Origin of the sequence: Streptomyces sp. NBC_01426 (assembly GCF_036231985.1) — a bacterium.
Taxonomy (GTDB): Bacteria; Actinomycetota; Actinomycetes; order Streptomycetales; family Streptomycetaceae; genus Streptomyces.
This window is the reverse complement of record NZ_CP109500.1, coordinates 7200013-7224332: the sequence shown is the minus strand read 5'-3', so window position 1 is coordinate 7224332 and position 24320 is coordinate 7200013. Positions and strand designations below refer to the sequence as shown.

Genomic DNA, 24320 nt, shown 5'->3' with positions numbered 1-24320 from the left:
CCTGTGGGACGCTTGGAGCGTTCTCGGGTCGGACGCGGCACCCTTCGTGACCGCGTCGTTCCGAGATCCATGGGAGTCATCATGCGTATGCGTTCCGCTCTGACCGCGACCGTTCTCGCCGCCGGCATTCTGCTGGGTGGTGCCGGGGCCGCGCTGGCGAACGGCGGGGGCGGCGAGGGAGAGTACTTCTCCGGAGGCGCGTCGCGGTTCCAGTCCGACTGCTCCTCGGCCGCGGCGATTCCGGCGCGCGTCGGACCGGTCTTCACCCAGGCGTGTGCGGTCGAGGCCGAGCGCGAGCACGCCGAGTTCGGCCACTTCACCGGCTTCGGTCACTGACACGAGCATTCCGGGGGCCCTGCCGACGGCGGGGCCCCCGACTTGTACACCCGCACACCGATCTCACCCGCGCGTCCCGGGCGCACTGAAGGACCGCTCACCATGAGTGACGACGCGGTCACCATGACGCACGCCGGTCCCCTGTTCCGCGCGAACCATCGCCACCGGCAGCGGGCGGGGTGAGCTCCCGGCGTGCCGGCGGGAGCGCTCCCCCGCACCCTGGAGACATGGCAACAGACGGACTGCGCGTGATCGTGGACCCGCCCGACGAACACGGCGGACGTCGGGTCCTCATCGACGGAAAGATCCTCGGCACCGCCCTCGGACCCGCCGATGTGCTCGAATTCCTGCGCCGGGCCGGACTCGACCCCGACGAGGTCGCCCCCTACGGGGCGGGCCTCATCGAATGGCAAGGGGGCGGCCCCGCGGAATGGGGAGCACGCTAGACCTCTCGTCTCCGTCCAGGAAGTGCGCGGCAGCGGTCGATCACGTCCCGCCGTCAGCCGTGGATCGCCCTTCGTCCCGGCCGGCGCTCCGCGACTGGCGCCGCAGCATCTCCTCCGTGACGCCCGTCGCCCCGTACGCGGCGACGAGATGCACCATCGAGGTCGTGTGGGGGTGCTCCCTCTCGAACTCCCCCACCGCTCGCCGCCCGGCGTCCGTCACCCGATCCCACCGGGTGGGGCGCCGCTGGAAGCCCACGACGATGCCCACGAACGCAACGAGCACGGTCAAGAGACTCCCGGGCCGTGCAAAGGCATCCGGATCCGCCCCCAGCAGGGTCGCGGGCACGATCAGCACGGAGAGCAGCGCCAGCAGGCATCCCACCACCTGGCCGCCGGCCCACGCCGTGAGGACCCGAAGGGTGCGCGGCGACACCGACAGCCCGCGCTCGGCAAGCGAGTTGCCGAGCTCCCGGACGGCCGGCCCGCGTGCGATCGCGCGATGCAGGGCGGGCCCGCGGCTCGTGCGGGCCGACACCCGCAGTACGTCCCGCTCGATCGCGTTGCGGGCGACCGCCGCACGGCCCACCGTGACGCGGTCGCCGCGCTGACCGGCGACGAGCAGCCGACCGTCCTCGTACATTCCCGCCAGCGCCGCGTTCACGGCCCGGCCGGGGCCCCCGCGCAGGTAGGCCGCCTCCAAGGCATCCCGGACACCGCCGTCCGCGCCCGCCACCGGACCCGGGCCGGGCAGCTTGGCCGACCGGACGATCAGCAGCACGGACGAGACGATGACGGCCACGTGGATCGCCAGGAGGAACACGGTCGTGTTCATCGGTCGACGCCGTTCCGCCGATCCCCCGACACGCTCCGTGATCGGCGCGGGCCGCTCGTCCGACCTGTTGCTCGACTCATGACTCTCCCCCGTCGCAAGCGGCCCACGATGCGGCCCGGCGCCCTGAGCGGCGCACAGGGGTGATGACCGTCCACGAGGCACTCGAATCCTTCAACCAGCATGTTCAGAGCAGCATTTGAGGTTGTGCCAGCGACTTGCCGACAGGGGCTGCCCGGCCACCGCCCCTGACCTGCGGGAGCCGGTGTGCTTGGGGGCCGGGGCGTCCCGTACCGCGCGGGCTCTTCGGGGCCGCAAGCCCTTTCCGGGGACGCGACCCCCGTACCCGCCGATTCCGGCCAACCTCTCCCCCGCCGACGCCCGGCAGCCCGACGGCACCCGAACACGATCAGCTGCCACACCAAGGGGACCGTCCCCGCGAGGTCGGCCAGATCCCGCTGCTCCGGCCGCCGGCCTGCGCTGTACTCACTCCCTCCAGTTCCCCGCGACCACACGACCGCCCCGCCGCACACCGCGGCGACGGGTCGGCCTTCCGTGCGCGGACGCGGGCGAACCGGCCTCCAAGTCAACCTGGTTGAAGGGGAATCGAGATGTCCGAGCAGCAGGTCGAGACGGAGAAAACCGCCGCGCCACCGGCTCCTCCGGAGTTCACGTACACCTGGGGTCGGCACAACGAGACCATGGAGGCGCTGTCGCTCGGACAGATGGCGCGCCGCGTTCCCTCCGCCCTCCGGCAGACCGCACGACTCGCCCTCGCCGTCAACCGCGCCGCCTTCCACGTGCTGATCGCCGCCCAGGTCCTGGGCGGGATCTGCACGGCGGCCGCCCTCGCGGCGGTCTCCCGCGCGATGGTGCCGCTCCTGGCGGGCGACGGCGTCCGGGATCGGATCACGGAGGCGTTCTGGCCCCTGGTCGTCGCCGCGGCGATGACCGCGCTCGGCGCGCTGGCCTCGCTCGCCTCCGGCAGCGCGGCCCGTCGTCTCAACCCCGGCATGGCCACCCTCGCCGACCTCGCGATGGTCGACGCGCACATGGACGTCGAGCTCGCCGCCTACGACGCTCCCGACTTCACCGAGCGCTCGGAGGCCGCCGAGACCGGATCCGCCCGCTCCGCCATGCTCCTCCAGGATGCCCTCGGGTTCACCGGTGGCCTGATCGACATGGTCGCCGTGGCGTCCGTGCTCGCCGTGGTCCATCCCGTCCTGCTGCCGCTGCTCCTGCTGTCGGTGGTGCCCCGCGGGCTCGGATCGGTGTACGCCGCCCGCCTCGACTACCGCCTCCACAACCAGACGATCGCCTCCCGCAACATCAAGCACATGATGCGCTGGCACCTGACCACCCCGAAGCTCGCCGACGAGCTGCGCGGCAACGGCATGCGGCCGTACGCCCACCACTGGTACGCGGCCGTCTGTGAGCGGATCGACTCCCGGATGGTCGGTTCGGCGCCCCGCTACCTCGTGGTCCACCTGATCGCCGCCACGGCTTCCGGTGTCTTCGTCGTGGCGACCTACGGGGCGCTGGCCGGGCTCGTCGTCGGCGGGTACATGGCCCTCGCGGCCGCCGGCACGGCGATCGTGGCCATGCGGACGTCCACCGCGGCCCTCTCGCAGCTCGTCGTCTACGGGGCGGCCATGTTCCAGCACGCGCTCTACCTCGGTGACTACACCGCCTTCGTGGAGGAGGCCGCCGAGAAGTCCGGGCCGCGCGGGCCACAGGTGATGGAGTCCGCCCCGGAGAAGATCCGGCTGGAGGAGGCCGGTTACACCTACCCCGGCAAGGACAGCCCGGCGCTCGGGCCGATCTCCCTCACCCTGTCGCGGGGCGAGGTGGTCGCCGTGATCGGGGAGAACGGTGCGGGCAAGTCCACGCTGATCCGGCTGCTGACCTCACTGACGGCCCCGACCTCCGGCACCGTCGCCTGGGACGGCGTGCCGACCTCCGACGCCGACCAGCGCACCGCCTGGCAACACGTCGGCCTCGTCACCCAGTCGTACGGGCACTGGCCGTTCTCCGCGCGGGAGAACATCACGCTCGGCCGGCCCGATCCGCGCGGCGAGCGGGCCGTCTGGGACGCGCTGGACGCCGTGGGCATGCGGACGGCCGTCGAGGAGTTCCCTAACGGTCTGGACACCCTTTTGGCCCGCTCGTTCTGGGGCGGCCACGAGCCCTCCGGTGGTCAGTGGCAACGTCTGGCGTGTGGGCGGGCGTTCCACAGGAGGCCGGGCCTGCTGGTCATGGACGAGCCGACGAGCGCGATGGATCCGCGTGGGGAGCACATGGTGTTCTCGGGCCTGCGGGAGATGAAGCAGGACCGGATCACGGTGATCGTCACCCACCGGTTGGAGAACTGCCGGCTGGCCGACCGCATCGTCGTCCTGGACGGCGGCCGGATCGTGGAACAGGGTTCCTTCGACGAGCTCGCAAACCTGGAAGGGGGCCGGTTCCACGAGTTGTACGCACTCTCCCTGGACCGCTGACTTCGTGAGGTGTAGCTCCGGGGTCCGCGAGGCGGGAGCCTGACGCCGCCCGTGTTCCGAGCCGCCACGGTGTGGCGGACGGAGCACGGGCGGTACTCCTTCCTCGCCCGGCCGGTCAGGGGCGGCCGGTGTCCGCGACCGCTCCCGCCCGGCTGGGCTCCGGGGTCGACTGCCTCAGTTCGGCGAGGAGTTCGCTCTGGCCCACCAGCAGCTCGGTCAGGATGCGGCGCGCCGCGCGGAGGAGTTCGGCGACGTCACCGCCGGCCAGGGCGTAGCTGACGGTGGACCCGTCGCGAATGGAGACGACGATGCCCGAGCGACGCAGGACGCCGAGTTGTTGGGAGAGGTTGGAGGCCTCTATGTCGATCTCGGCCAGGAGTTCGCGTACGGGCATCGGTCCGCTCTGCAGGAGTTCGAGGACGCGGATACGGACGGGGTGCCCGAGCATCCGGAAGAACTCGGCCTTCGCCTGGTACAGAGGGACCTGCATTCCCACGAATGCTCCTGCTGTCGAGGGGACATGAGGGCGGCCGGCGGTGCGACCCGCCGGTCTCCAGCCTTCCGCCCGGCGGGTCCACGCGCGCCACGTATGAACGGTTTCGGATGTGCCGAGTTGAAGATTTCTTCAACTCGTGGGCATGCGTGGGCCCTTGAACATCGTGGTCTAGAGCTCCAGCGTTTCCTCGATGCGCTTGAGCTGGTGGCGGGCCATGGCCAGGTTGGAGTTGCGCTTGTCGAGGACGACGTACAGGAACAGACCGGTGGTCCCGCGGCCCTTCAGCAGCCGGATCAGGTGGTACTGGCTGCCGAGGGTGATGAGCAGGTCCTCGATGTCATCCTGTAAACCCAGCATCTCCATGGTGCGGTTCTTCGCACGGATGACGTCCGTGTTGCCGGCGGCGGCGACCAACAGGTCAAGGTCCTTCCCGCCGCCCAGTGTTCCCAGAGCCATGCCGCTGGTGTAGTCGACCAGCGCGACACCCAGCGCGCCCTCGATCGAGGTCATCGTCTCCTTCAAGGAGACTTCCACATTCGCCATCGTCGCCCACTCCCTCACTGCTCTTCGCCGATGCGTCGACGCCCGGCACCCGCGTGGTCGCCCACCGCGGATCCGGGCCGTTTGCGCTCACCACGCTAGTGATCGTTCGCGGCGACGGGAGCGGAACGGAGCGTTTGGCGCGATTTCCCCCTTCACCCCGGTCCGCGGTTCAGCGCAGACCGATGGTGAACGAGGCGCGGTAGCCGGCCCCGTCGGCGACCGGGCCGAGCGTCAGAAGCTTTCCCTTGGCCGCGAAGCGGTCGTCACGGGTGTTGGGGTGGGCCGGGGCCTTGCGGCGGGAGTACGGGTCGCGCCGGTACACCTGCCGCAACAGGTCCTCGGGCAGGAACAGTTGGGTGGCGGCCTCCGTGCGCGCGTCGGGGTGCACCTTGACGTGGACGTGCGGGGCGATGTGCGCGTACCAGCCGGGCACGATCGTCCGGAAGGACACCTTGCCGGAGGCGTCCGTGCGCTGGGTGCCGCGCAGGAACGTGGCCCCGTCGGCCGAGTACTTCCCGAGGGCGTCGGCCTGCCAGACGTCCACGGCGATGCCGGCCAGGGGCCTGCATCCCCGCGCCGCGTGCACCACGGTCAGGTCCAGGTGCAGCGGCACGCCCCCGCGGTCCTCCACGATGTCCGAGCGGACCCGCGCGTCGGCCACGTAGTAGGGGCCTTCGCCGGACTCCGGCGACAGGACGCAGGCGGGAACGGCCGCGGGCGCGGTGGCCGTGCCCGCCGAGGCGGTGACCGGTACGGCCGTGACCCGGTCGGGCGACCCGGCCTTCGGCGTCCCGCCCGCACAGCCCGACGCGAGGGCCGCGACGCCGGCCGAACCGGCGGCCCGCAGGACCGCGCGACGGCTCGTCGAGGAAGGATCGGAATCGGCCATGGGGCACCCCCGGGACGTCACGGCGTCGTGGACGGCTCCACCCTGCCCCACCCCCGGCCCCGGCTCCCCCGCCCCACTCGAAGAGCCACCCGTACGCTGCACCGGCCCGCGCGGGACTACGCCGCGCGGGTGACATCCCTACGGCTGCTCGGCCTGCTGCGGTGAGTGGTGCTCCGGGAAGAGGTGGTGCGCCGTGCGGGGCCGGGCGCACCCGTTCCGTCGGTCGGTTCGATGCGGTCGGGAAGTTCGATCACGCGGTGTACCTGCCCCGGGTGTGGCCGTTCACCGCGCTCAGATGGGTGGTCCGGGGTGCGGTGATCGCGACGACGGCCATGTCGTCGTGGGCACCGTCGCGCAGCCACTGGGAGGCGAGCATCTGGACGCGTTCGACGACGGCTTCGGCGGGCATGCCGGCGCATTGCGACAGGGCTCGCTTCAGGCGCTCGTCACCGAACAGTTCGTCGCCCGGCGGCCCTCCGCGGGCCTCGGTGAATCCGTCGGTGTAGAGGAGGCAGGTCTCGCCGGGGTTCAGAACGACCTCCACGGTGTGTGCCTCGATGGTGTCGAGGGCACCGATCAGCGTGCCGTGGGTGGGAACCTCCTCGACGGCGCCGTCCGTACGGACCACGAGGGGGCTGGGGTGGCCGGCGGAGGTGAGCCGCAACCGCACCTGGCTCTCGCGGCGTTGGACCGAGGCCATCACCATGGTCGCGAAGCGGGTGTGGTGGGACGTGAGGAGAGCGGCGTTGAGGAGTTGGAGCATCCGCTCGTGGTCCGCGGCCAGCGGTGTCAACGCCTGCAGCGTGTTGCGGATCTTGCCCGTCAGGATGGCCGCGTCGAGGCCTTTGCCGCACACGTCTCCGAGGACCACCAGTGAGGCTTCGCCCTCGCTGCTGCCGGGGTGGATGTCGTAGAAGTCGCCTCCCACCCGCTCACTGGCGCCCGCGGGCCGGTAGCCGCCGGCGAACTCCACCCCGTGGAGCTGCCGCAGCCGGGGAGGCAGCAGGTCGCGCATCAGGGTCCGGGTTATGGCGCTCTGCTCGCTGTAGAGCCGGGAGGCGGACAGGGCGGCGCCGGCCCGGGCCGCGAACAGCCGGGCGAACACCTCTTCGTTCTCGCTGAACTCGGCGCGGTCCGTGCCGCGGAGCAGGACCATGGCCCCGGCGGGCACGCCGTGGCCGGGCAGGGGGGTGACGACGACCGATCGGATCGGCCCGGTGAATCCGGACGGCAGGATCCAGTCGGGCAGGGTCGCGGGATCGATCCAGCGCGAGGGTACGGGCGGGAAGCCTTGCAACGCCTCGCTGAGACCCGGGACCTGCTTGGGATCCGCCACGACCAGGGTGCGGGTGACGTCCTGGCCGGCGACGGCGTGGGCGATGGGCAGTCTGCGTCCGGACGTCGGGGTGACCACGATCGCCACGTCCGCGAGGTACTCGGCGGCCAACTGCGCCGTCGCGTCCATGCACCTGTCGGAATTGAGCGAGGCCAGCAGGATGTTGGACGCCTCCGCGAGGAACCTGGTGCGTTCCCGTTCCGTGGCGAGGGCCTCTTCGGCGAGCCGCCGGTCCGTGTCGTCGACGAGCCACCACACCACGAGTTCGTCGTGGCCCCGGGTCGCGTGGGCCTCGTAGCTCTGCGCCGAGATCCGCCCCGAGACGGACGGGAGGGCCGAGACCTCCGGGGAGCCTCGGGTCGGGAGTCGGGTGTGGGCGATCACCTCCTCGTGGCCCCTGGCCAGCCAGGCGGGGACCACGTCCGGCATGCTCGCCCCGGGCAGTGCGCCCTCCAGCAGGAGGGTGGCCGCGGAGTTGGCCTCCACGACGGTGCCGGCGTCGTCGGCCACGATCACGGGGTAGGGGGCCAGGGCCCAGAGGTCGGATGGGGGGCGCCGTCGGGTCCTCGTGACGGAGATTCCCTCGGTAGAGGCCATGAAGGGGGGCCCGCCTGCGGCGAGCCTCACCACCTTCCCGCTCGACGAAAAATGCTTGCCTTCAGGCAAGCATCCCGCAGCCGCGTGTCCCACAGCAACCCGCGCCCGGACGTCCCCCGTTCGAGGGAATGCCTCCGTCCGCCTCCTCGCGCATGTCTTCGAATGCCTGACGGAACGGTCGTCAAGCGTCCGGGCAGAGACGCCGTGGGACCGGTTCGTCCGACCGCACCCGCTCCGCGTCGCGGAGCGGTCCGGTGAGGGCGGGTCAGGCGGACGGGCCGCGCGGGCACACTCGTCAAACCGGTCGGGGGTACGCGGGCATCGGCCTGGACAGCGTCACGGCCGCGGACGCACTCCTGGTGGCCTCCGAACGCGTCACCAACGCGATCCGCCACGGCGGCGGACTCACCGCCTTCCACACCGAGCTCACCGATCACGGACTGCGGCTCGCCGTCGGCGACCCGAGCCCCCGCCCGCCCGCCCGCCCGTCACTCGGCTCCGTACCGACGAGCCGGGCCGGGCGGGTACTCGTCCGAGGTGCTTCCGAGTCGCTTCCATCGAAATCCTTCCCCGTTTCTTCCACCGTGACGGTCGCTCGCGTCGCCTTGTCAGCCGCGCGTGGCACACTCCGGCCATGTCGCTCGCTGATCTCACGCTCCCCGCATGGCGGTCCTTCGACCTGCCCACCGCTCGCCGTGTGGCCCACGAGGCCGCCGCACTGGTGGACGGCCGGGTGACGCTCGTCGAGACGACGACGCACCTCGGCGCCCCGCACCACCGGGTCCGGATCGAGTGGAGCGGGCAGGAGTTCGCCCTGATACCCGGCGGATCGGTGTCCCTGGGCTTCGACCTCGACACCTGGCGGCCGACCCCGGCCCAGGCCGCCGACTACGCCCGGAGCCTGGAGCAGGGCTACGGTCACGGAGCCGATCTTCGGAGCCACCTCGCGCGGGTACTCAGTCCACGACGGACGGTTCGGGTGGCCACGCTGCTCATGGCCGTGGAGGACGAGGACCTCACCGAGCCCCCCGCCGACATGCCGGCCGTCCTCGCGGATCGCGGCCTGCGCATGCCGAGCCCCGACGAGTGGGAACACGCCTGTGGCGCCGGGGCCGACACCCTCTTCCGGTGGGGTGACGAGGTCCCTCTCGACCGCGTCCCCTACGGTGACGACTCCGGCCCCCAGAACCAACCGAACGCCTTCGGGCTGCGCATCGCCTACGACACCTACCGCACGGAACTGAGCAGCGACGTCACGGCGGTCCACGGCGGCGACGGGGGCGAGTCGGTCTGCGGCGGCTACGGAAGCATGCAGGCCTGGCTCCCCCTGGCCACGGCGAACCGGAACCCCTTCATGGCCGAGTTCGTGCACGGACCGGAGGGCGAGGGCCTCTTCGAGGACTTCTCCATCCGACCGATCCTCGCTCTGTGAACCACCGTCGACCCGGTCGGCTCCGCGGTCGCGGCCCTCACCGGGACGGGTGCCCGTGAGGACCGCGACGGGGCCGCCGGCGGTCCGGTGGGCGGCTACGGGGCGGTGGCCGCCGCGGGGGCCTCGTCGAGTTCCCAGGCGTGGCGCTTGAACTCGCGCGCGAAGTCGGTGTGGTCCTCCCACTGGCGGGCGATGCCGCGCAGCACGTCCCAGTGGTGCTCGACCGCCTGGTCGATGACGCGGCGGACCGCGGGGTCCGCCGCGTCCCGCTGCCCGATGAGCGTCTTGGCCACGGACGCCTCCAGTGCCGCGTTGCGCAGCGCGCGCAGGGCGCGGGAGGTGTCGTCCATGGCGAAACCGTTGTCGCTGCCCGTGTCCTCGGCGAAGAGCGGGGTCAGCCGCGCCTCGATGAATGCGGTGATCCGCTCGAAATAACGTACGTCCATCGGGGGCTCCATCTCGGTCGTCCTGGGGTGTCGTGTCGCTGGTGCGGGGCGAGCGGGAGGGCTCGCCCCGGCGATCACTATCCCGCAGCCCGGACCGCCCTCCTGACCTGGGGGTCTGCCGGGTGCCTCGCGGACGGTGGGAGGGTCACGGGCAGGGGCGCGTCTTCCCGGGCCTCCCCCAGGTCGCGGGATTGTTCAGTCCCGGCGGCTGGTCGGGCAGCAGGCCGCACGCCATCCAGGTGGTCACGCTCTTGTCGAGGTGGGATTCGAGCACGTAGACGGCCTTGTTCGGCGGGTACTTGTGGCGGCTGTCCAGGGAGAGGAGGCCGGAGGCACCCGAGAAGTTCTGTACCCCAGGGTTCGAGAGGCGGGCGTACACGTCCGTCGGTTGGAACGGCGCGCTGCTGTTCTCGGCCGTCTTGTACTGGGCGTAGACCGAATTGATGACCTCGGAGGCGACGCGGAGGGCGTCGTAGGCACCGGCCGCGTTTCCCTCCGGTACCGATCCGTCCTTGAAGACGTTCCGGAAGCGTGAGGTGAACTCCGAGTAGGGGCTGTCGGCGCTCTCCTTGCCGTTGGAGTTGTTGAACATCACGTAGTAGGGCCTCAGGACGGAGTGTTTCCTGAGCATGTCCTCCGGGTCCTGGAGGTACTTGGCGGCCGTGCTCTCGGAGAGGACGGCGACCTGCTTGCCGTCCGCCTTCCGGCAGTCGGCGGTGCCCTGGAGCGCGTCGAAGAGTCCCGGCATCTCGCCCGAGCGGCCCGCGTAGACGATGAATCCGCCCGTGGCCCGGACCTCCGCGCAGATGTCGCGCGCCACTTCCGAGACGATCTGCCCGTTGCGGTGCTCGTAGTAGGGGACGGTCACCACCTTGCCGCCGGTGTAGTACCGGGTGAACTTCGTCTGGAGGTCGGAGCTGAAGAACTCGTCTTCCGGGTCGTAGACCACCACGGCCGTCCGGTTGTCGTCCTTGACCGTCGTCAGCTCGCCGATCTGCTCGGAGTGCGACGCGAACTCGGCCATCACCTCGGCGATGCGGTCGTCCGAGGGCGATACCTGGAAGTAGTAGGCGGAGGCCCGCTCGTCCACCATCTTGCTGCCGGTGACCGAGTTGCCGATGACGGGGATGCTGGCCGCGGAGAGTTCCGCGACCGCCGCGAACGAGGCGGGCCGGCTCTGTGTGATGCCGACCACGGCCGCGATCTTGTCCCGGTCCTTCCTCTGGACGATCTCCTGCGCGATGTCCGGGCCCTGGGTGTTCTGTGATCCGTAGGCGAAGTACTTTCCGGAGTTCGCGATGAGCAGACGGATCTGGACCACGTCGCCCTCGCGGCTGTTGACCTGGTTCTGGGCGGTGAGGGCGCCCCGAAGGCTCTGGATGCTCACCGGGGTGGAGTCCCCGGGCTCCGCCGTGAGCGGGGCGAAGAACACCACGGTCCGGTACGGGCGTCCGCTGCGCAGCGCGTCGCCGTTCTGCCGCGCGGCGACGGCTTCCAGGGACAGGAGTTCGTCGTCGCGTCCGGCGATCCCCAGGTGGCATTCGCTTCCGTCGGTGACGCCGACGATCTCCCCGGAGGCGACCTGGTGGCAGGAGGGTTTCGTTCCGGTCCTGTTCGTGAAGACGATCAGCCCTGCGGCCACGAGGGCGAGCACCAGGACGGGGGCGGCCACGGCGCGTACGTAGTCGCCGCGGCCGTTCGCGCGTACCTCTACCTTCGGGTTCGTCTCCAGCCAGCGGTCGGCCGGTCCGTCGTCGTCGCTCGCGGACAGGGGGACCAGGTGGACCGCCGACGCGGAGCGCCGGGTGTAGAGGGCGTGGACGCGGTCGGCGAGACCGGTGACGCTGCGGGGGTCGGCGGGTACCGATTGGGCGTAGGAGGGCGCTGCCCCGGCCAGGGCTCCCAGCACCATGAGCGGCGCGGGCGGTTCGGTGCGGACGATGTCCGCGTAGGTGTCGAGCAGTTCGCGTACGGGTGTGCCTTCCTCGCCGACCTCCGGGAGGAGCAGGACGAAGGGCCAGCGGCGGCGGCGGCGGTGGATCCAGAGCCGGGAGGGCTTCGCGGCCCGGGACAGGTCGTTGAGCAGGGCCATGAGCAGCATGCGCTGGATCAGTGCGTGGTTGTGCCGCGAGGTGCCGGCCCGGGTGATGGTCAACGCCATGCGCAGGAAGTTCGCGCCCTTGGGTCTGCGGGAGCCGACCCAGCGCAGGGAGCGGCGTCTGCTGAGCCACAGGCCGTAGAGGCGTCGGGGCAGTCCGACGACGAGGAGTTGGAAGAGGGAGAGCCAGATGTTCACCAGGAAGCTGCCGCCGGTGGCGCCGGCGACCCTGGCCAGGGTCCCCAGGAGCGGTCTGCGGGCGAGGAGTTCGGTGTAGAGCTCGTCGCGCAGCCGGCGTCGTTTGCCGGCGGCCGAACCGGCGCCGACGGAGACCTCCAGGACGGCGCGGCAGGTGTGGAAGCGCGGGAGCCGCAGTTCCCCCGCGTCGGAGGGCATCGAGTTCTCCAACTGGTCGACGAAGGCGTCCAGCAGGGCGACGTGTGGGTCGATCTCGGCGCCGGGGATCTCGCCGGGCAGTGTCTCGGGAGCGGTGGCGTCGGTGTCTTCGAGGAGAGCGTGGGGGACGAGGTCGACGGTGCGGTCGAGGTCCCGTTCGTACAGTCGGTCCCGGTATCCCGTGATCACCGTGCGCGCGGTGGATTCCTGTACGGAGCCGGGTGCGCCGGGGTCCCGTTTCAACAGCACCACGGGTAACCGGCGGCTTTCGCCCCGGTTGGCCGCGAACGTGTCGAACTGCTCGATCAGGTACTCGATCCCCTGCGGAAGCGGCCGTTGCACACTGCTCCTCTGCGCGTCGAGGCGACAGGCGGCATCGCCTGGCGTCCTGCGGACACCGCCGCGAGACAGAGCTCGGCCGGGAGAGAACACGCCCTGGCGATCGCGACCGACCGCCTGCCCCCCGACGGCAGTGAGTTCCGCCACGTTAGCGGCGCGGGGCACTCCCCCGCCGGGAAATGCGCGGGTTGCCCGGGGGCCGCGGCACGGGGCGTTCCTCGCCCTGTCCACGGCGCCGCCCCGACCCGGACCGTCGAGCACGCGAGGGCTGCGGTCCGGGCGCGGTCGCGGGGGTGCGTTCCGTCGGTTCGGCCTGGTCGGAGGGCTGCCGAATCGGCTGTGCGGCGTGGTCCGGCCGTGCGACGATCCGGGCGGGAACCGAGAGAACGGGGTGGGACATGGGCAGGATGCACGCGGACGAAGCGGAGATCGACACCGAGCTGGTACGAGGGCTGCTGCGCACCCAGCTCCCCCGGTGGGCGGACCTGCCGATCATCAGGCTCGCGTCGGGCGGCACGGTCAACGCGATCTACCGGCTCGGCGACGACCTCTCCGTCCGGCTGCCGCTGCGCCCTGGCGGCGCCGAGGCCATCGCCACGGAGGCGCGGCTGCTCCCCCGGCTGGCGCCGCTGCTGCCCTTGCCGATCCCGGAGGTGGTGGCGACCGGCGCCCCGGGTGAGGGCTACCCGCTGAGCTGGGCGGTGCACCGGTGGATCGAGGGACGCAGCCCGGTCGAGGGGGAGCTTGCGGAGCCGGAGTCCGTGGCGCGGGAACTGGCACGGTTCGCGGTCGCGTTCCGCCGGATCGAACTCCCCGGCGGTCCGCCCGCGCACCGGGGCGCGCCACTGGTCGGCGAGGACCGGGAGGTGCGGGAGGCGATCGAGGCGCTGCGCCGCACCGACGAACCCTTCGACGCCGAGGAGATCACCGCGGCCTGGGAGGAGGCGCTCGCGGCGGCGGCGTGGGCGGGCCCGGCCCGTTGGACGCACTCCGACCTGATGCCGAGCAATCTGCTGCTGGACGGTGACCGCGTCTCGGCCGTCATCGACTTCGGGACCGTGGGCACGGGAGAGCCTGCCACCGACCTCATTCCCGCCTGGAACCTGCTGCCCGCCTCGGCTCGACGGGTGTACCGCGACGCGGTGGACGTGGACGACGCGACCTGGGCGCGGGGCCGGGGCTGGGCGCTGTCCATGGCGGTCATCCAGCTGCCGTACTACCGGAGGACCAACCCGATCATCTCGGCCAACGCCCGGCACGTGATCCGGGAGGTCCTCGGAGCCGGCGGGTGAGGTGACGGGGCGCCCGCCTGCCACCGGTCTTGAACATGTTCAACGAACCCCGTAGGGTCACGACCATGAGTTGAACGCGTTCAAGCGTTCATTGCTCCGCGCGTACGGCGCAGTCGGAGGGGGTCCGCGATGACGGTGCTGGTGAATCTGATCGTCACCCTGGGCATGCTGGGGATCGTTCCGGCAGGCCTGCGTCTGATCGACCCGGTCGGGCTGCACCGGATCGCCCGGCTGTGGCCGCTCCTCGCCGTTCCCGGCGCGCTGTGCCTGTGGCTTCCGCGCGGCTCCCTCGCCACCGCGCTCGCCGGACTCTACGCGGCCGCCACCGTCGCCCTCGCGGCACGGGCCCCGGCCCGGCTGCTGCGGACGCGCTCGCTCGCCCCGGCCGAGATCGCCGTGCTGACCGCGCTCGTCGCGCCCTCGGTGGCCGCGACGGCCCTGGTCGCCGAACGCGGCGGACACCGTCTCTTCGGCTTCGACCTCGACATCCTGGCGCTGACCGTGCCGCACTTCCACTTCGCCGGTTTCGTCGCCGCCCTGGTCGCCGGGCTGGTGTGCCGGGCCGCCCCGTCCTCGGCCGGCGGCCTCGCGCACGCGGCGGCGTACAGCGTCCCGGCCGGCACGCTCCTCGTGCTCCTCGGGTACTTCGTCGACGACTGGGCCGAGCTGGTGGGCGCCGTGGTCCTGACCGGCGGGATGTGGGCGGTGGCCCTGCTGACCTGGCGGGAGATCCGGCCGCGGGCCCGCCGACGCGTCACGGGCGCCCTGTTGTCGACCTCGGCCGCGGTCCTGGTCGCCACCATGCTGCTCGCCCTGTGGTGGGCCCTCGGCGAGGCCACCGGCATCACTCACCCCACCCTGACCTGGATGGCCGCCACCCACGGCCTCGGGAACGCCCTCGGATTCGCCCTCTGCTCGATGCTCGCCTGGCACCGGCTGGGCCCCGACCTGACGGAGAAGACCCCATGACCCGCCTCTTCAGCGCCGCCCGCGACACCGTCAACTACCCCGAGGAGGGCGCCACGGCCCGGCGCCCGCTGCCGGCCGGATACAACCACCTGGAGTACCGCGTCCGGATCGGGCACGGCCGGCCCGACCTGGAAGCGGCCGGCGCCGCCGTCACCACCCTCCGGGCGCACCGCGCCTCGGGGATGCGCGTCGCCACGGACCAGGAGGGCCCCCTCCTCCCCGGTCGGCGGGTGGAGGTCGGCATCGGCATCGGGCCGCTGCGCGTCACCGCTCCGTGCCAGGTGATCTGGACGGCGTACGAACCCGACCGCGTCGGTTTCGCGTACGGGACGCTGAAGGGCCACCCCGAGTGCGGCGAGGAGTCCTTCGTCGTGGACATGGACGCCGACGGCGGTGTGTGGTTCACGGTGACCGCCTTCAGCCGGCCCGGCTGCTGGTACACCCGCCTCGCGGGCCCGGCGATACCCGTCCTGCAACGCGCCTACGCCCGCCTGCTGGGGCACACGCTGCGCGGGTTGCTCCGGGCCCGCTGACGCCGGAGGGGGCGAGCCGACCCGGATGTGCGGGAGCGCCGGCCTCGCTTGTGTATCGGGCGGGTATCAGGGAGCGCTTGGTCGTCCATCAAACCGGTGCGTCGTCCCCGGCGGCCGCGCCCTCGCAGGGTCGGCCCGTACCAGGGAGTCAAGGCACCCCCACCCCGTCTGAGCTGCGCTTTCTCGGGGCGCGGAGGCTCCTTCGGGTGGGTGCGGGCGCGGGGTGCGGCACGGACGGCGCCCTGCTTCGCCGGCGTATCGTTCCTTTCGGATCGACGGCGGTGCGTGAGCGCACCCGGGTCCCCCGCCCCGCCCGGACCGTTCGAACAGGAGTCGTCCCCGTGTCCTCGTCCGCCCCGGCTCCCGCCTCCGCGCGCCTCGCCCGCGTGTTGCTGGTGGAGGACGACGACCTGATGCGCCGGTCGTTCACCGTCGCCCTCGAACGCTACGGCTACCGGATGAAGGCCGCGGCGGACGGCCTCGCCGCGCTGGAGCTCCTGCGCGAGGAGAGCTTCGACCTGCTGATCCTGGACGTGCTGCTGCCCGGTCTCGACGGGATCGGACTGTGCCGCAGGGTCCGGGAGACCAGCCTGGTGCCGATCCTGATGATGTCCGCCCGCGGCGAAGGCCTCGACGTGATCGCCGGCCTGGAGGCCGGGGCCGACGACTACGTCGTCAAGCCGGTGGAGACCTCCGTGCTCGTGGCGCGCATCCGCTCGCTGCTGCGGCGGGCGACCTACGCCCCCGGGCCCGCGCGCACGACGGGCGAGGAGCCGCCCGCGTCCGGGGGAGACCGGGACCGGCTGCTCTTCGGGGACCTCTCCATCGACACCGGCGGCCTGGAGGTGTTCGTCTCCGGACGTCCGGTGGCGCTCACCCCGACCGAACTGAAACTCCTGCTGGAGTTCGCAGCCCACCCGGGCATCGTGCTGGAGCGGCACACCCTGCTGCGTGACGTCTGGGACTACGGCTGGGACGGCGACAGCCGGGTCGTCGACCTGTGCGTACAGCGGCTGCGCAAGAAGCTGGGGCGGGACCGGATCGAGACGGTCCGCGGCTTCGGCTACAAGCTCAGGCGCTGAGCGCGGTGTGCCCGTTCACCCGGCCGCGGCCGGTCCGCGCGTCCCTGCGTCGGAAGATCGCGGCGCTGGCCGCGGCCACGGCCTGCCTCGTCGCCGCGGCCGTGGGCGTACTGGTCCACCTGTGGACGGCGCAGGACATCCGCAGTCGGGCCGAGGCACGGGCGTTCAACGGCGTGTACTCGGCCATGGACGTCTACCGGCGCACCGGAACGCTCGCGGACGGCGCCGAACTCGACCCCGCCGAGCTGCCCGCCGCCCTGCGCCACCCGGCCGACGGAAATCGGCACACGGCCTACGACGGCCGCGTGGACGCCAACGTCGGGCCGACCGTCTGGGCCGCCCAGCGGGTCGGCGGCCCGGACAGTCCGGTGCTCGCCATGCGCGTCAACATGAACGGTGAGCTCCACGAGCTGCGCCGCCTCGACGTGAGCATGGCGGTGGCCTCGCTCGTCGCGCTCGCCGCGGCCGTCCCCCTGGCGGTGTACGGGGCCGGGTTGCTCGGCCGCAGGCTGCGGCGGGTCTCCGAGACCGCGGGCCGGATCTCCGCCGGGGACCTCGACGCCCGGACCGGGCACGTCAAGGGCGGCGACGAGGTGGCCGACATCGCCGCCACCGTCGACCTGATGGCCGACAGTCTCGCCCGACGCCTGCGCAACGAGCGGCAGTTCACCGCGGACGTGGCCCACGAGCTGCGCACGCCCGTCGGCGGTCTGTTGGTCGCCGCCGACCTGCTGCCGAGCGGCGAGACGGAGGATCTGCTGCGGGCGCGCGTACGCGATCTGCGCGGCCTGATCGAGGACCTGCTGGAGATCTCCCGGCTGGACGCGGGCGCCGAACAGCCGGTCCGCTCCCACGTGCCGCTCGGCGCGGTCGTGCGGGAGGCCGTGGCGCGTACCGGATGCGTCGCGACGGTCACCGTCGGGGACACGCCCGGCACGGAGGGAACGGCTACCACCGAGGGAGCGGCGACCGTGGAAACCGATCCGCGCCGTCTCGAACGGATCGTCGGCAACCTCGTCGTCAACGCCCACCGGCACGGGGGCGGCCCCGTCGAGGTCACCGTCGAGGGTCGTACCGTCGTCGTGCGCGACCGCGGTCCCGGTTTCCCCGCCGACCTGCTGCGCGACGGTCCGCGACGCTTCCACACGGGCGCGGCGGAGCGGGGCTCGGGGCACGGACTGGGCCTGACCATCGCCCAGGGCCAGGCCCGGGTACTGGGCGCCGAGTTGCACCTGGGCAACGCCCCGGAAGGCGGCGCCGTCGCCACCCTGCGCCTGCCGGCTCGACCCGCCTGACCACCCGTCACGCTCAACCGCTGCCAAGCGGCGCGGCCACCGATACACGACGGATGACATCCCGATACGTTCCCCGGACACCCTTCGAAGTGCCCCCATCGGTACCCGAAGAGGAGTCCATCGTGACCGCAGAGCCCCTTTCCCCGTACGCGCCGAACCCGACGGCGGGGATCGCGGCCGCCACCGTCGGCCTCTCCAAGGTCCACGGCAGCGGCGACACGCGTGTCGTCGCCCTGGACGATGTCAGCCTCGCCTTCCGGGAGGGCGAGTTCACCGCGATCATGGGCCCGTCCGGCTGTGGCAAGTCCACGCTGATGCACTGCGCCGCCGGGCTCGACTCGGTCACCTCGGGCTCGGTCCGCATCGGCACCACCGACCTGGGCACGCTGAACGACCGGCAGCTCACCGCCCTGCGCCGGGACCGGATCGGCTTCGTCTTCCAGGCGTTCAACCTGCTGCCGACGCTGACCGCGCTGGAGAACATCACGCTGCCGCTGAGCATCGCCGGGCGCCGCCCCGACGGGCAGTGGCTGGACCGGGTGGTGTCCATGGTCGGCCTGTCGCAGCGGCTCGACCACCGCCCCGGGCAGTTGTCCGGCGGGCAGCAGCAACGCGTCGCGGTGGCCCGTGCGCTGGCCTCGCGCCCCGCGATCGTCTTCGCGGACGAGCCCACCGGCAACCTCGACTCCCGCGCCGGGGCCGAGGTCCTCGGTTTCCTGCGCGACTCGGTGCGCGAACTCGGCCGGACCGTGGTCATGGTGACCCACGACCCCGTGGCCGCCGGGTTCGCCGACCGTGTGGTCTTCCTCGCGGACGGTCGCCTGGTCGACGAGATGGCGCATCCCACGCCGGAGCGGGTCCTGGACCGGATGAAGGCGTTCGACACCCGCTCCCGTACCAGCTGACCGGCACGGCGCCGCTTGCGCCGTCCCTTGTCCCTCCCTCCCCTCCTCCGCCCTGAAAGCTGCCCATGCTGAAAACAGCCCTGCGCAACGCCCTGGCGCACAAGGCCCGTCTGCTCCTGACCGTCCTCGCGGTCTGCCTGGGTGTCGCGTTCGTCAGCGGCACACTCGTCTTCGCGGACTCCTCCGCCGCCGCTCACCGCGCCGCCGTGTCGAAGAGCTTCGCGGACATCGCGGTCACCGTGACCCCGAGGCAGCCCCCGCCCGGGGCAGCCCCGGCAGGCCCCGGCGATGACACCACCGTCGTCGATGACGTGCTCGCCCGGAAACTGGCCGACGTGCCGGGTGTCGCCGCGGTACGGCCGTCGGCCGACGGCCCGGCGACCCTGAACGGCTCGGACGGCGCCCCCCTGCGGGCCGGACGGACCTGGGCGAACCTGGGCGCCGCCTACGTACCGGGGGCGGACGGCAAGGACGGTCGCTTTCCGCTGGTCAAGGGGCACGCGCCCCGGAACGACGCCGAGATCGCCGTGGACGACGGCACCGCCGCCGCCGGCGGGTTCGCCCTCGGCGACACCATCACGCTGGCCACGGACGGCCCGGTACTGAGGAAGCGGCTCGTGGGGGTCGTGACCACCAAGGAGCCCCGGGTGACCGCCGGCGGCACCCTCACCCTGTTCCACAAGGCGACCGCCCAGGCACTGTTCGCGTCACCCGGCCACTACACCTCGATCGACCTGACCGCCGCCCCCGGCACCGGCCAGTTCGAGCTCGCCGAGCGCGTCCGCGCGATGCTGCCGGCCGACCGCGCCGAAGCCACCACCGGTACCGCACAGGCCGACCAACAGGGCATCCTCGTCAACACGCTGACCCGTGGCTACACCAAACTGCCGCTGGTCTTCGCCGGGGTCTCCCTGTTCATCGGTTCGTTCCTCATCGTCAACACCTTCACCATGCTCGTGTCCCGGCGCGGCCGGGAGATCGCGCTGCTGCGGGCGATCGGCGCCTCGCGCCGGCAGGTGGTCCGCTCCGTCCTCTGGGAGGCCGCGCTGGTCGGCCTCGCCGCGTCGGCGCTCGGGTTCCTCCTCGGCCTCGGCATCGCCGCCGTACTGCCCGACCTGCTGAGCACCGGGGACGCCCTGCCCCGGGGGCCCCTGGTCATCGGACCGCGCCCGATCGTCGCCGCGCTCGGCGTCGGCGTGGGCGTCACCGTCCTCGCCGCGTGGCTGCCGTCCCGCAGGGCCGCGAGGATCGCGCCCATCGAGGCGCTGCGTTCGGCGGACCAACCGCCCACCGCGACGGCGTCCAGGGTCCGCGGGGTGGCGGGAGTACTCCTGCTGGCGCTCGGCGCGGGGCTGCTGGTGTCTCTCACCGGGGCGAAGGACGCCTCCGAGGAGAACCTGCGGAACGCCATGTTCGGGTGCGCCGTCGTCGTGGTCGCCCTGATCGTCCTGGCGCCGCTCCTCGCGGGTCCCGTGATCCGGCTGAGCGGACGTCTGACCGACCGCCTCGGGATCGCCGGCCGGCTCGCCCGGGAGAACGCGCTGCGCGACCCGCGCCGCACCGCGGCCACCGCGTCCGCGCTGATGGTCAGCACGGCCCTGGTCGCCGGGCTCGCCGTCATCGGCGACTCCACGTCGCAGGCCCTCGACCGGCAGGCCGCGGCCGGTCTCGGCGCCGACTACGTCATCAGTGCCCGTTCCACCATGAGCGGCATCGATCCGGCCGCCGTGCAGCGGGTGGCCGACACCTCCGGCGTCGAGACGGCGAGCGCCGTCACGGACTCCACGCTGTTCACGGGCGGCCAGGTACGCGAGATCGCCGGCGTCGACCCCGAGACCGTGCACGACGTCATGGAACTCGACTTCGTCAGCGGATCCCTGAAGGACCTCGGTCCCGGCCGGCTCGCCGTGTCCGCCTCCGTCGCCCGCGAACAGGGCTTGAGCGCGGGCAGCGCGCTGACCGCGCGCATCGGTCGCGACCAGGAGCCCAGGCAGTACACCGTCGTCGGTGTCTACCGGGACAACCCCGTCGCCCACGACGTGCTGGGCGCGCGCGTCGAAGTGGGTCGGCACAGCCACCTGCCGGACTCCGTCCAGCGGATCCTCGTGCGTGCCGGCGCCGGCGGCGCTGCCCCGGCCACCGCCGACGGGCTGCGCACCGCCACCGGCAACAGTCCGCTCATGAAGGTCCAGAACCGCGACGAACTCGTCCACGAGGCCGCCGGGGCCATGGGCGACCTGCTGACCCTCATGTACGGGCTGCTCGCACTCGGCGCCGTGATCTCCTCGCTCGGCATCGTGAACACCCTGGCCGTGTCGGTCGCGGAACGCACCCGCGAGATCGGCGTGTTGCGTGCCCTCGGCATGGATCGCGGCCGGATCCGCCGCATGATCCGGCTGGAGTCCCTGACGGTCGCCGCGTTCGGCACGCTCCTGGGCCTGGCGGGCGGGCTCTTCGGAGCCTGGGCGGTCGGCGCTCTGGCGAACGGCGCGATCGCGGACTACTCCATGGCCCTGCCGTGGGGGACGCTGCTCCTCGTGTGCCTGGTCTCCCTCGCGATCGGCACGGTCGCGGCCGCCGGTCCGGCCCGCCGGGCGGCCGCGCTGAGCCCGTTGGAGGCCGTCGCCCGGACGTAGACGTGGGTCACCCCTCGGGGACCCGCCCCTGCGGGTTCCCGGCCGGGGGTCCGGCCCGGGTCGGCCCCCACCCGGCCGGGGGGTCACTTGGTCTCCACGGCTCCCGAGTCCGGCGACTGTTGCAGTCCCGATGCGTCGACCGCCTCGAAGTCCGACCCCTTGATGGCCTTGAGCGCGTCGAGTTGGGCATTGTCCCAACCGGGGTTCTCCTCACCGGTGATGAACCAGGCCGAGCCGTTGTCCGCGACGATGGCGCCGTACTTCTTGAGCGCCTCGGCCACGGCCTTGGCCTGCGGGCCCATCGCCGAGGTGTCCACCGAGTCCTTCAGCCGCAGCCGCAACCCCATGGGTGGCAGCGACGCGTCAGCCGCGGAGCCCGCCTGGTGCCTGGCGGGCCAGACGTGACTCTGGTCCGAGCGCGGCACGGTGACACGGATCGCGTGGTCGATGTGCCCGGACGCCGCCTCCTCGTGGCGCGCCAGTCCGGGAAGGATGGCGAGGCCGGCGGCATCGGCGGACGTCCAGCCGTCGGGCCGGAGTTCGTTGGTCGTCAGGTCGAAGACGGCGCCCCCTCCGGCGTGCCAGGCGTTGTCGCCCTCCTGCTTCGCGTTCCACAGCTCGTAGGACTTGCACAGGTCGCGGTCCCACACGACGACGTGGCGGTCCCCCTCGCTCGCCGGCCCGTTCTCGATCCTGGCGTCCTGCGGGATGCGGTACCCGGTCTTGTCGCTCTCGTCGGCGTAGTCCAGGGTGACCTTCGTTTCCGGCAGCTTCTCGTCCGAGACCGTGATGGGGATGCCGAAGGGTTCGCCGTCGCTCAGGCCCGACCCGAAGTCCGGGTGAAGCGGTACCGAGGAGCCGATCGAGGAGACGTACCGGGCGGAGTTCGGGTGCACGGGGAGCTTGTCCACGGGGGCGCGCCAGAAACTGTCCGGCAGCGAGGTCGCGCACGCGGCCTTCGTGGGAGACCCTGCCTGGTCGGCCTCGCCGGCGGCCACACCCCCGGGCAGCAGGCAGACGGCGCAGGCGGCAGCGGCGGCGATCGCGGGGACCCTGGCGCCGACGCGCCCTTCAGCGGTTCGCTTGATCCGGGCGGTTGGCTTCATCGTCATCGATCACCCTGGGTATGCGTACGTGTCTGCACGCGGCCGAGAGACGAGATCCGGGCCAACCGGGTCGTTTCGGCTGGATGCGTCCATCGTAGTTCCGGAGCTGCACACACGCGCCCCGCGCGCGGGGCCGGCGCCGGCGGGGCGAAGGGAAAAACCCGGGTGAGGCGCCGGGCCGGTTGCTGTTGGATGGTCGCGATGAACAACCCCTGGCACGAGCGGTGGAACCGGCGGCGCGACGTACCGCTGCGCTATGTCCTGGTCGAGGAGCGGGACCACGGGGAGGACGGGCGGGACGCCCCCTACAGCTTCGGGTACGCGGTGTTGGCGAAGTGCGCCGAGGTGGAGGGGTTGTTCGCCGAACTGCCGCCGCCCACCGCCCCGCGGGAGCAGCTGACGCTCTTCTCGTGCGCACCGTCGGGGCGGCTGCGCGCCGCCGTCGCCGGCGCGGACCGCGGCCGAGTCGGCGATCTGCGGATCGGGGTGACCCTCAGGGGCCTGCCCGTGGACGGCTGGACCCACGGACTGTCCGACGCCGTGGTCGTGGCCCACCGGCCCGGCTCGGAGGACCCCTCACGCATCGACATCACCGTGGAGGCCACGGTCCGGACGCCCGACTTGTCCTTCGGTCGACCGCCGGACGAACTGCGCCGGCAGTTCGGATTCGAACTGTCCGGCGCCGAAGGCGAGGACCCCTACGGCTCCTGCGCGGCGGCGCCGCGGCTCTTCGCCACCCGCAAGGCTCCGGAACAGGCCGTGCTCCGGCTCCTCGGCGTCGACCCCGACGCACCTCTCCTGGCCGGGGGCGACCGCTCCACTCCGACGGACATCCTCGCCGTCGACCGGACGGGCCGGGTGATGACCGGCCGCGACGCCCACTTGCGGGTCATCGGGGCGAAGCCCTCCGCCTTCGGCTCCGGTCTCCTGGACGTCGAGGTCGCCGGACGGGTCGAGGACAAGCCCCTGCCGGCGCTGGAGGCCGTGTGGGCGTTGTGGCGTGAGGGGCGACCCGCCGAGCCCCACCAGTGGACGCGCTTCCCGGACGAGTTGCTCGCCGAATGGCTGTGGCTCACGGAGAAGGACGCGGGCCCGGACCGGAAGGGCGGCCGTCACCACCTCGACGGCCGGCTCGTGACCGGCTGGTACGCCCTGCACTGCGCGCTCGGGGAGGCCGTCAACGGCCCCGGAGGCTACTACGGCCGGTGCTGGAACTCGCTGTTCGACTGCCTGTCCGGCGGGTACGGAGCCGTCCCGCCCTTCACCCTGGTGTGGCACCACTTCCCGGCGGCCCGCCGCGCCTTGGCGGGCGCCGGGCCGGCGGCCGACGTGTCGTACGCCGAGGAGGTCGTCGACCGGCTCCGGGCCTTCGGCGTGACCGTCGAGCTCCGCTGAGTCGGCGGGACAGAGGCGCCGGCCCCGCGGCGGCCCACGTCGGGTACGGCCGAACGGATCATCCGACGGCGCGGGGAGGCGTGCGGAACGCGGGGGCGGGCAGGCGGTCGGTATCCGCCTTCGGGGGACGGACCCCGGGTGAGGCGGCGAGCGACGGAGGAGACACGGTGCCGAACCACGCGACGAGGGAACACCTGGAGGCACTGCGTGCGGAGCTTCGGACGACGGGAGCCGCGCTCCCGGCACACGAACGCGCGCACCTGGAGGCGCTGCTGGACCGCCTGGAGGCGGATGAGGCGGCAGAGGACCCGGGCATGGCCGAGTCCCTGCACCTGGCCGCCGAACGGTTCGAGGTGAAGCACCCCTCACTGGCGGCGACCCTGCGCACCCTCGGTGTCAATCTGGCCAACATCGGCATCTGATCTC

The 24320-nt window shown here is 72.3% G+C and carries 21 protein-coding genes; 13 read left to right on the top strand and 8 right to left on the bottom strand.

Features of this window, described 5'->3' with window-relative positions:
- Window positions 1-81 precede the first annotated feature (81 nt).
- The gene (locus OG906_RS32295; protein ID WP_267797746.1) at window positions 82-336 is read left to right on the top strand and encodes a hypothetical protein; all 255 of its coding nucleotides are present in this window, start codon (window positions 82-84) and stop codon (window positions 334-336) included.
- Window positions 337-563: 227 nt separating this feature from the next.
- Window positions 564-782, top strand: coding sequence for a hypothetical protein (locus tag OG906_RS32290; protein ID WP_267797747.1), 219 nt, complete (start codon window positions 564-566; stop codon window positions 780-782).
- Window positions 783-822: 40 nt separating this feature from the next.
- On the opposite strand, the gene OG906_RS32285 is transcribed toward OG906_RS32290, so the two are convergent.
- Window positions 823-1614, bottom strand: coding sequence for a TIGR04222 domain-containing membrane protein (locus OG906_RS32285; protein ID WP_329447574.1), 792 nt, complete (start codon window positions 1612-1614; stop codon window positions 823-825).
- Window positions 1615-2222: 608 nt separating this feature from the next.
- On the opposite strand from OG906_RS32285, the gene OG906_RS32280 reads away from it, so the two are divergent.
- Window positions 2223-4109 (top strand): ATP-binding cassette domain-containing protein, encoded by a 1887-nt coding sequence (locus OG906_RS32280; protein ID WP_329447573.1) that lies wholly within the window; start codon window positions 2223-2225, stop codon window positions 4107-4109.
- 115 nt (window positions 4110-4224) lie between these two features.
- Here the strand turns inward: OG906_RS32280 and OG906_RS32275 are convergent, their stop codons facing one another.
- The 4 genes from OG906_RS32275 to OG906_RS32260 form a co-directional block, all read right to left on the bottom strand.
- The gene (locus OG906_RS32275) at window positions 4225-4599 is read right to left on the bottom strand and encodes an ArsR/SmtB family transcription factor (RefSeq protein WP_267797750.1); all 375 of its coding nucleotides are present in this window, start codon (window positions 4597-4599) and stop codon (window positions 4225-4227) included.
- 174 nt (window positions 4600-4773) lie between these two features.
- Window positions 4774-5148, bottom strand: coding sequence for a hypothetical protein (locus OG906_RS32270; protein ID WP_329447572.1), 375 nt, complete (start codon window positions 5146-5148; stop codon window positions 4774-4776).
- 169 nt (window positions 5149-5317) lie between these two features.
- Entirely contained in the window at window positions 5318-6037 is a 720-nt protein-coding gene (locus OG906_RS32265) for a dioxygenase family protein (protein ID WP_329447571.1), read from the bottom strand.
- 250 nt (window positions 6038-6287) lie between these two features.
- Entirely contained in the window at window positions 6288-7970 is a 1683-nt protein-coding gene (locus tag OG906_RS32260) for a PP2C family protein-serine/threonine phosphatase (protein ID WP_329447570.1), read from the bottom strand.
- A gap of 634 nt (window positions 7971-8604) precedes the next feature.
- On the opposite strand from OG906_RS32260, the gene OG906_RS32250 reads away from it, so the two are divergent.
- Window positions 8605-9402, top strand: a complete 798-nt coding sequence (locus OG906_RS32250) for a hypothetical protein (protein ID WP_329447569.1) — start codon at window positions 8605-8607, stop codon at window positions 9400-9402.
- A gap of 95 nt (window positions 9403-9497) precedes the next feature.
- Here the strand turns inward: OG906_RS32250 and OG906_RS32245 are convergent, their stop codons facing one another.
- Together OG906_RS32245 and OG906_RS32240 are read right to left on the bottom strand one after the other, a co-directional pair.
- The gene (locus OG906_RS32245) at window positions 9498-9848 is read right to left on the bottom strand and encodes a hypothetical protein (protein ID WP_329447568.1); all 351 of its coding nucleotides are present in this window, start codon (window positions 9846-9848) and stop codon (window positions 9498-9500) included.
- Between the two features lie 145 nt (window positions 9849-9993).
- Window positions 9994-12684 (bottom strand): ABC transporter substrate-binding protein, encoded by a 2691-nt coding sequence (locus OG906_RS32240; RefSeq protein ID WP_329447567.1) that lies wholly within the window; start codon window positions 12682-12684, stop codon window positions 9994-9996.
- A gap of 404 nt (window positions 12685-13088) precedes the next feature.
- Here OG906_RS32240 and OG906_RS32235 point away from each other — a divergent pair, with 404 nt between their 5' ends.
- From OG906_RS32235 to OG906_RS32205, 7 genes are all read left to right on the top strand, one after another.
- Window positions 13089-13973 (top strand): aminoglycoside phosphotransferase family protein, encoded by an 885-nt coding sequence (locus OG906_RS32235; protein WP_329448190.1) that lies wholly within the window; start codon window positions 13089-13091, stop codon window positions 13971-13973.
- A 129-nt stretch (window positions 13974-14102) separates the two neighbouring features.
- Window positions 14103-14942: a YndJ family protein gene (locus OG906_RS32230; RefSeq protein ID WP_329447566.1), complete on the top strand. Its 840-nt coding sequence runs from the start codon at window positions 14103-14105 to the stop codon at window positions 14940-14942.
- Window positions 14939-15475 carry a DUF1990 family protein gene (locus OG906_RS32225; protein ID WP_329447565.1) on the top strand — a complete coding sequence of 179 codons (537 nt, stop codon included), beginning with the start codon at window positions 14939-14941 and terminating at the stop codon, window positions 15473-15475. The genes OG906_RS32230 and OG906_RS32225 overlap by 4 nt, the downstream gene beginning before the upstream one ends.
- Window positions 15476-15888: 413 nt before the next feature.
- Window positions 15889-16557, top strand: a complete 669-nt coding sequence (locus OG906_RS32220) for a response regulator transcription factor (protein WP_392895882.1) — start codon at window positions 15889-15891, stop codon at window positions 16555-16557.
- 5 nt (window positions 16558-16562) lie between these two features.
- Entirely contained in the window at window positions 16563-17852 is a 1290-nt protein-coding gene (locus OG906_RS32215) for a sensor histidine kinase (protein ID WP_329447563.1), read from the top strand.
- Window positions 17853-17905: 53 nt separating this feature from the next.
- Window positions 17906-18757, top strand: a complete 852-nt coding sequence (locus tag OG906_RS32210) for an ABC transporter ATP-binding protein (RefSeq protein ID WP_329447562.1) — start codon at window positions 17906-17908, stop codon at window positions 18755-18757.
- 65 nt (window positions 18758-18822) lie between these two features.
- Window positions 18823-21393 carry an ABC transporter permease gene (locus tag OG906_RS32205; RefSeq protein ID WP_329447561.1) on the top strand — a complete coding sequence of 857 codons (2571 nt, stop codon included), beginning with the start codon at window positions 18823-18825 and terminating at the stop codon, window positions 21391-21393.
- A gap of 83 nt (window positions 21394-21476) precedes the next feature.
- Here OG906_RS32205 and OG906_RS32200 read toward each other — a convergent pair whose 3' ends face one another.
- Complete coding sequence (locus OG906_RS32200) at window positions 21477-22505, bottom strand: hypothetical protein (RefSeq protein ID WP_329447560.1); 1029 nt, start codon at window positions 22503-22505, stop codon at window positions 21477-21479.
- A gap of 195 nt (window positions 22506-22700) precedes the next feature.
- Here OG906_RS32200 and OG906_RS32195 point away from each other — a divergent pair, with 195 nt between their 5' ends.
- Together OG906_RS32195 and OG906_RS32190 are read left to right on the top strand one after the other, a co-directional pair.
- Window positions 22701-23894 carry a barstar family protein gene (locus OG906_RS32195; RefSeq protein WP_329447559.1) on the top strand — a complete coding sequence of 398 codons (1194 nt, stop codon included), beginning with the start codon at window positions 22701-22703 and terminating at the stop codon, window positions 23892-23894.
- Window positions 23895-24061: 167 nt separating this feature from the next.
- Window positions 24062-24316 carry a DUF4404 family protein gene (locus tag OG906_RS32190; RefSeq protein ID WP_329447558.1) on the top strand — a complete coding sequence of 85 codons (255 nt, stop codon included), beginning with the start codon at window positions 24062-24064 and terminating at the stop codon, window positions 24314-24316.
- Window positions 24317-24320 lie beyond the last annotated feature (4 nt).

Excerpts from the sequence above, each read along its gene's own strand:
- OG906_RS32295 (WP_267797746.1), top strand. The coding sequence starts at position 82 with ATGCGTATGCGTTCCGCTCTGACCGCGACCGTTCTCGCCGCCGGCATT.
- OG906_RS32290 (WP_267797747.1), top strand. The coding sequence starts at position 564 with ATGGCAACAGACGGACTGCGCGTGATCGTGGACCCGCCCGACGAACAC.
- OG906_RS32285 (WP_329447574.1), bottom strand. The coding sequence starts at position 1,614 with ATGAACACGACCGTGTTCCTCCTGGCGATCCACGTGGCCGTCATCGTC.
- OG906_RS32280 (WP_329447573.1), top strand. The coding sequence starts at position 2,223 with ATGTCCGAGCAGCAGGTCGAGACGGAGAAAACCGCCGCGCCACCGGCT.
- OG906_RS32275 (WP_267797750.1), bottom strand. The coding sequence starts at position 4,599 with ATGCAGGTCCCTCTGTACCAGGCGAAGGCCGAGTTCTTCCGGATGCTC.
- OG906_RS32270 (WP_329447572.1), bottom strand. The coding sequence starts at position 5,148 with ATGGCGAATGTGGAAGTCTCCTTGAAGGAGACGATGACCTCGATCGAG.
- OG906_RS32265 (WP_329447571.1), bottom strand. The coding sequence starts at position 6,037 with ATGGCCGATTCCGATCCTTCCTCGACGAGCCGTCGCGCGGTCCTGCGG.
- OG906_RS32260 (WP_329447570.1), bottom strand. The coding sequence starts at position 7,970 with ATGGCCTCTACCGAGGGAATCTCCGTCACGAGGACCCGACGGCGCCCC.
- OG906_RS32250 (WP_329447569.1), top strand. The coding sequence starts at position 8,605 with ATGTCGCTCGCTGATCTCACGCTCCCCGCATGGCGGTCCTTCGACCTG.
- OG906_RS32245 (WP_329447568.1), bottom strand. The coding sequence starts at position 9,848 with ATGGACGTACGTTATTTCGAGCGGATCACCGCATTCATCGAGGCGCGG.
- OG906_RS32235 (WP_329448190.1), top strand. The coding sequence starts at position 13,089 with ATGCACGCGGACGAAGCGGAGATCGACACCGAGCTGGTACGAGGGCTG.
- OG906_RS32230 (WP_329447566.1), top strand. The coding sequence starts at position 14,103 with ATGACGGTGCTGGTGAATCTGATCGTCACCCTGGGCATGCTGGGGATC.
- OG906_RS32225 (WP_329447565.1), top strand. The coding sequence starts at position 14,939 with ATGACCCGCCTCTTCAGCGCCGCCCGCGACACCGTCAACTACCCCGAG.
- OG906_RS32220 (WP_392895882.1), top strand. The coding sequence starts at position 15,889 with ATGCGCCGGTCGTTCACCGTCGCCCTCGAACGCTACGGCTACCGGATG.
- OG906_RS32210 (WP_329447562.1), top strand. The coding sequence starts at position 17,906 with ATGACATCCCGATACGTTCCCCGGACACCCTTCGAAGTGCCCCCATCG.
- OG906_RS32205 (WP_329447561.1), top strand. The coding sequence starts at position 18,823 with ATGCTGAAAACAGCCCTGCGCAACGCCCTGGCGCACAAGGCCCGTCTG.
- OG906_RS32200 (WP_329447560.1), bottom strand. The coding sequence starts at position 22,505 with ATGACGATGAAGCCAACCGCCCGGATCAAGCGAACCGCTGAAGGGCGC.
- OG906_RS32195 (WP_329447559.1), top strand. The coding sequence starts at position 22,701 with ATGAACAACCCCTGGCACGAGCGGTGGAACCGGCGGCGCGACGTACCG.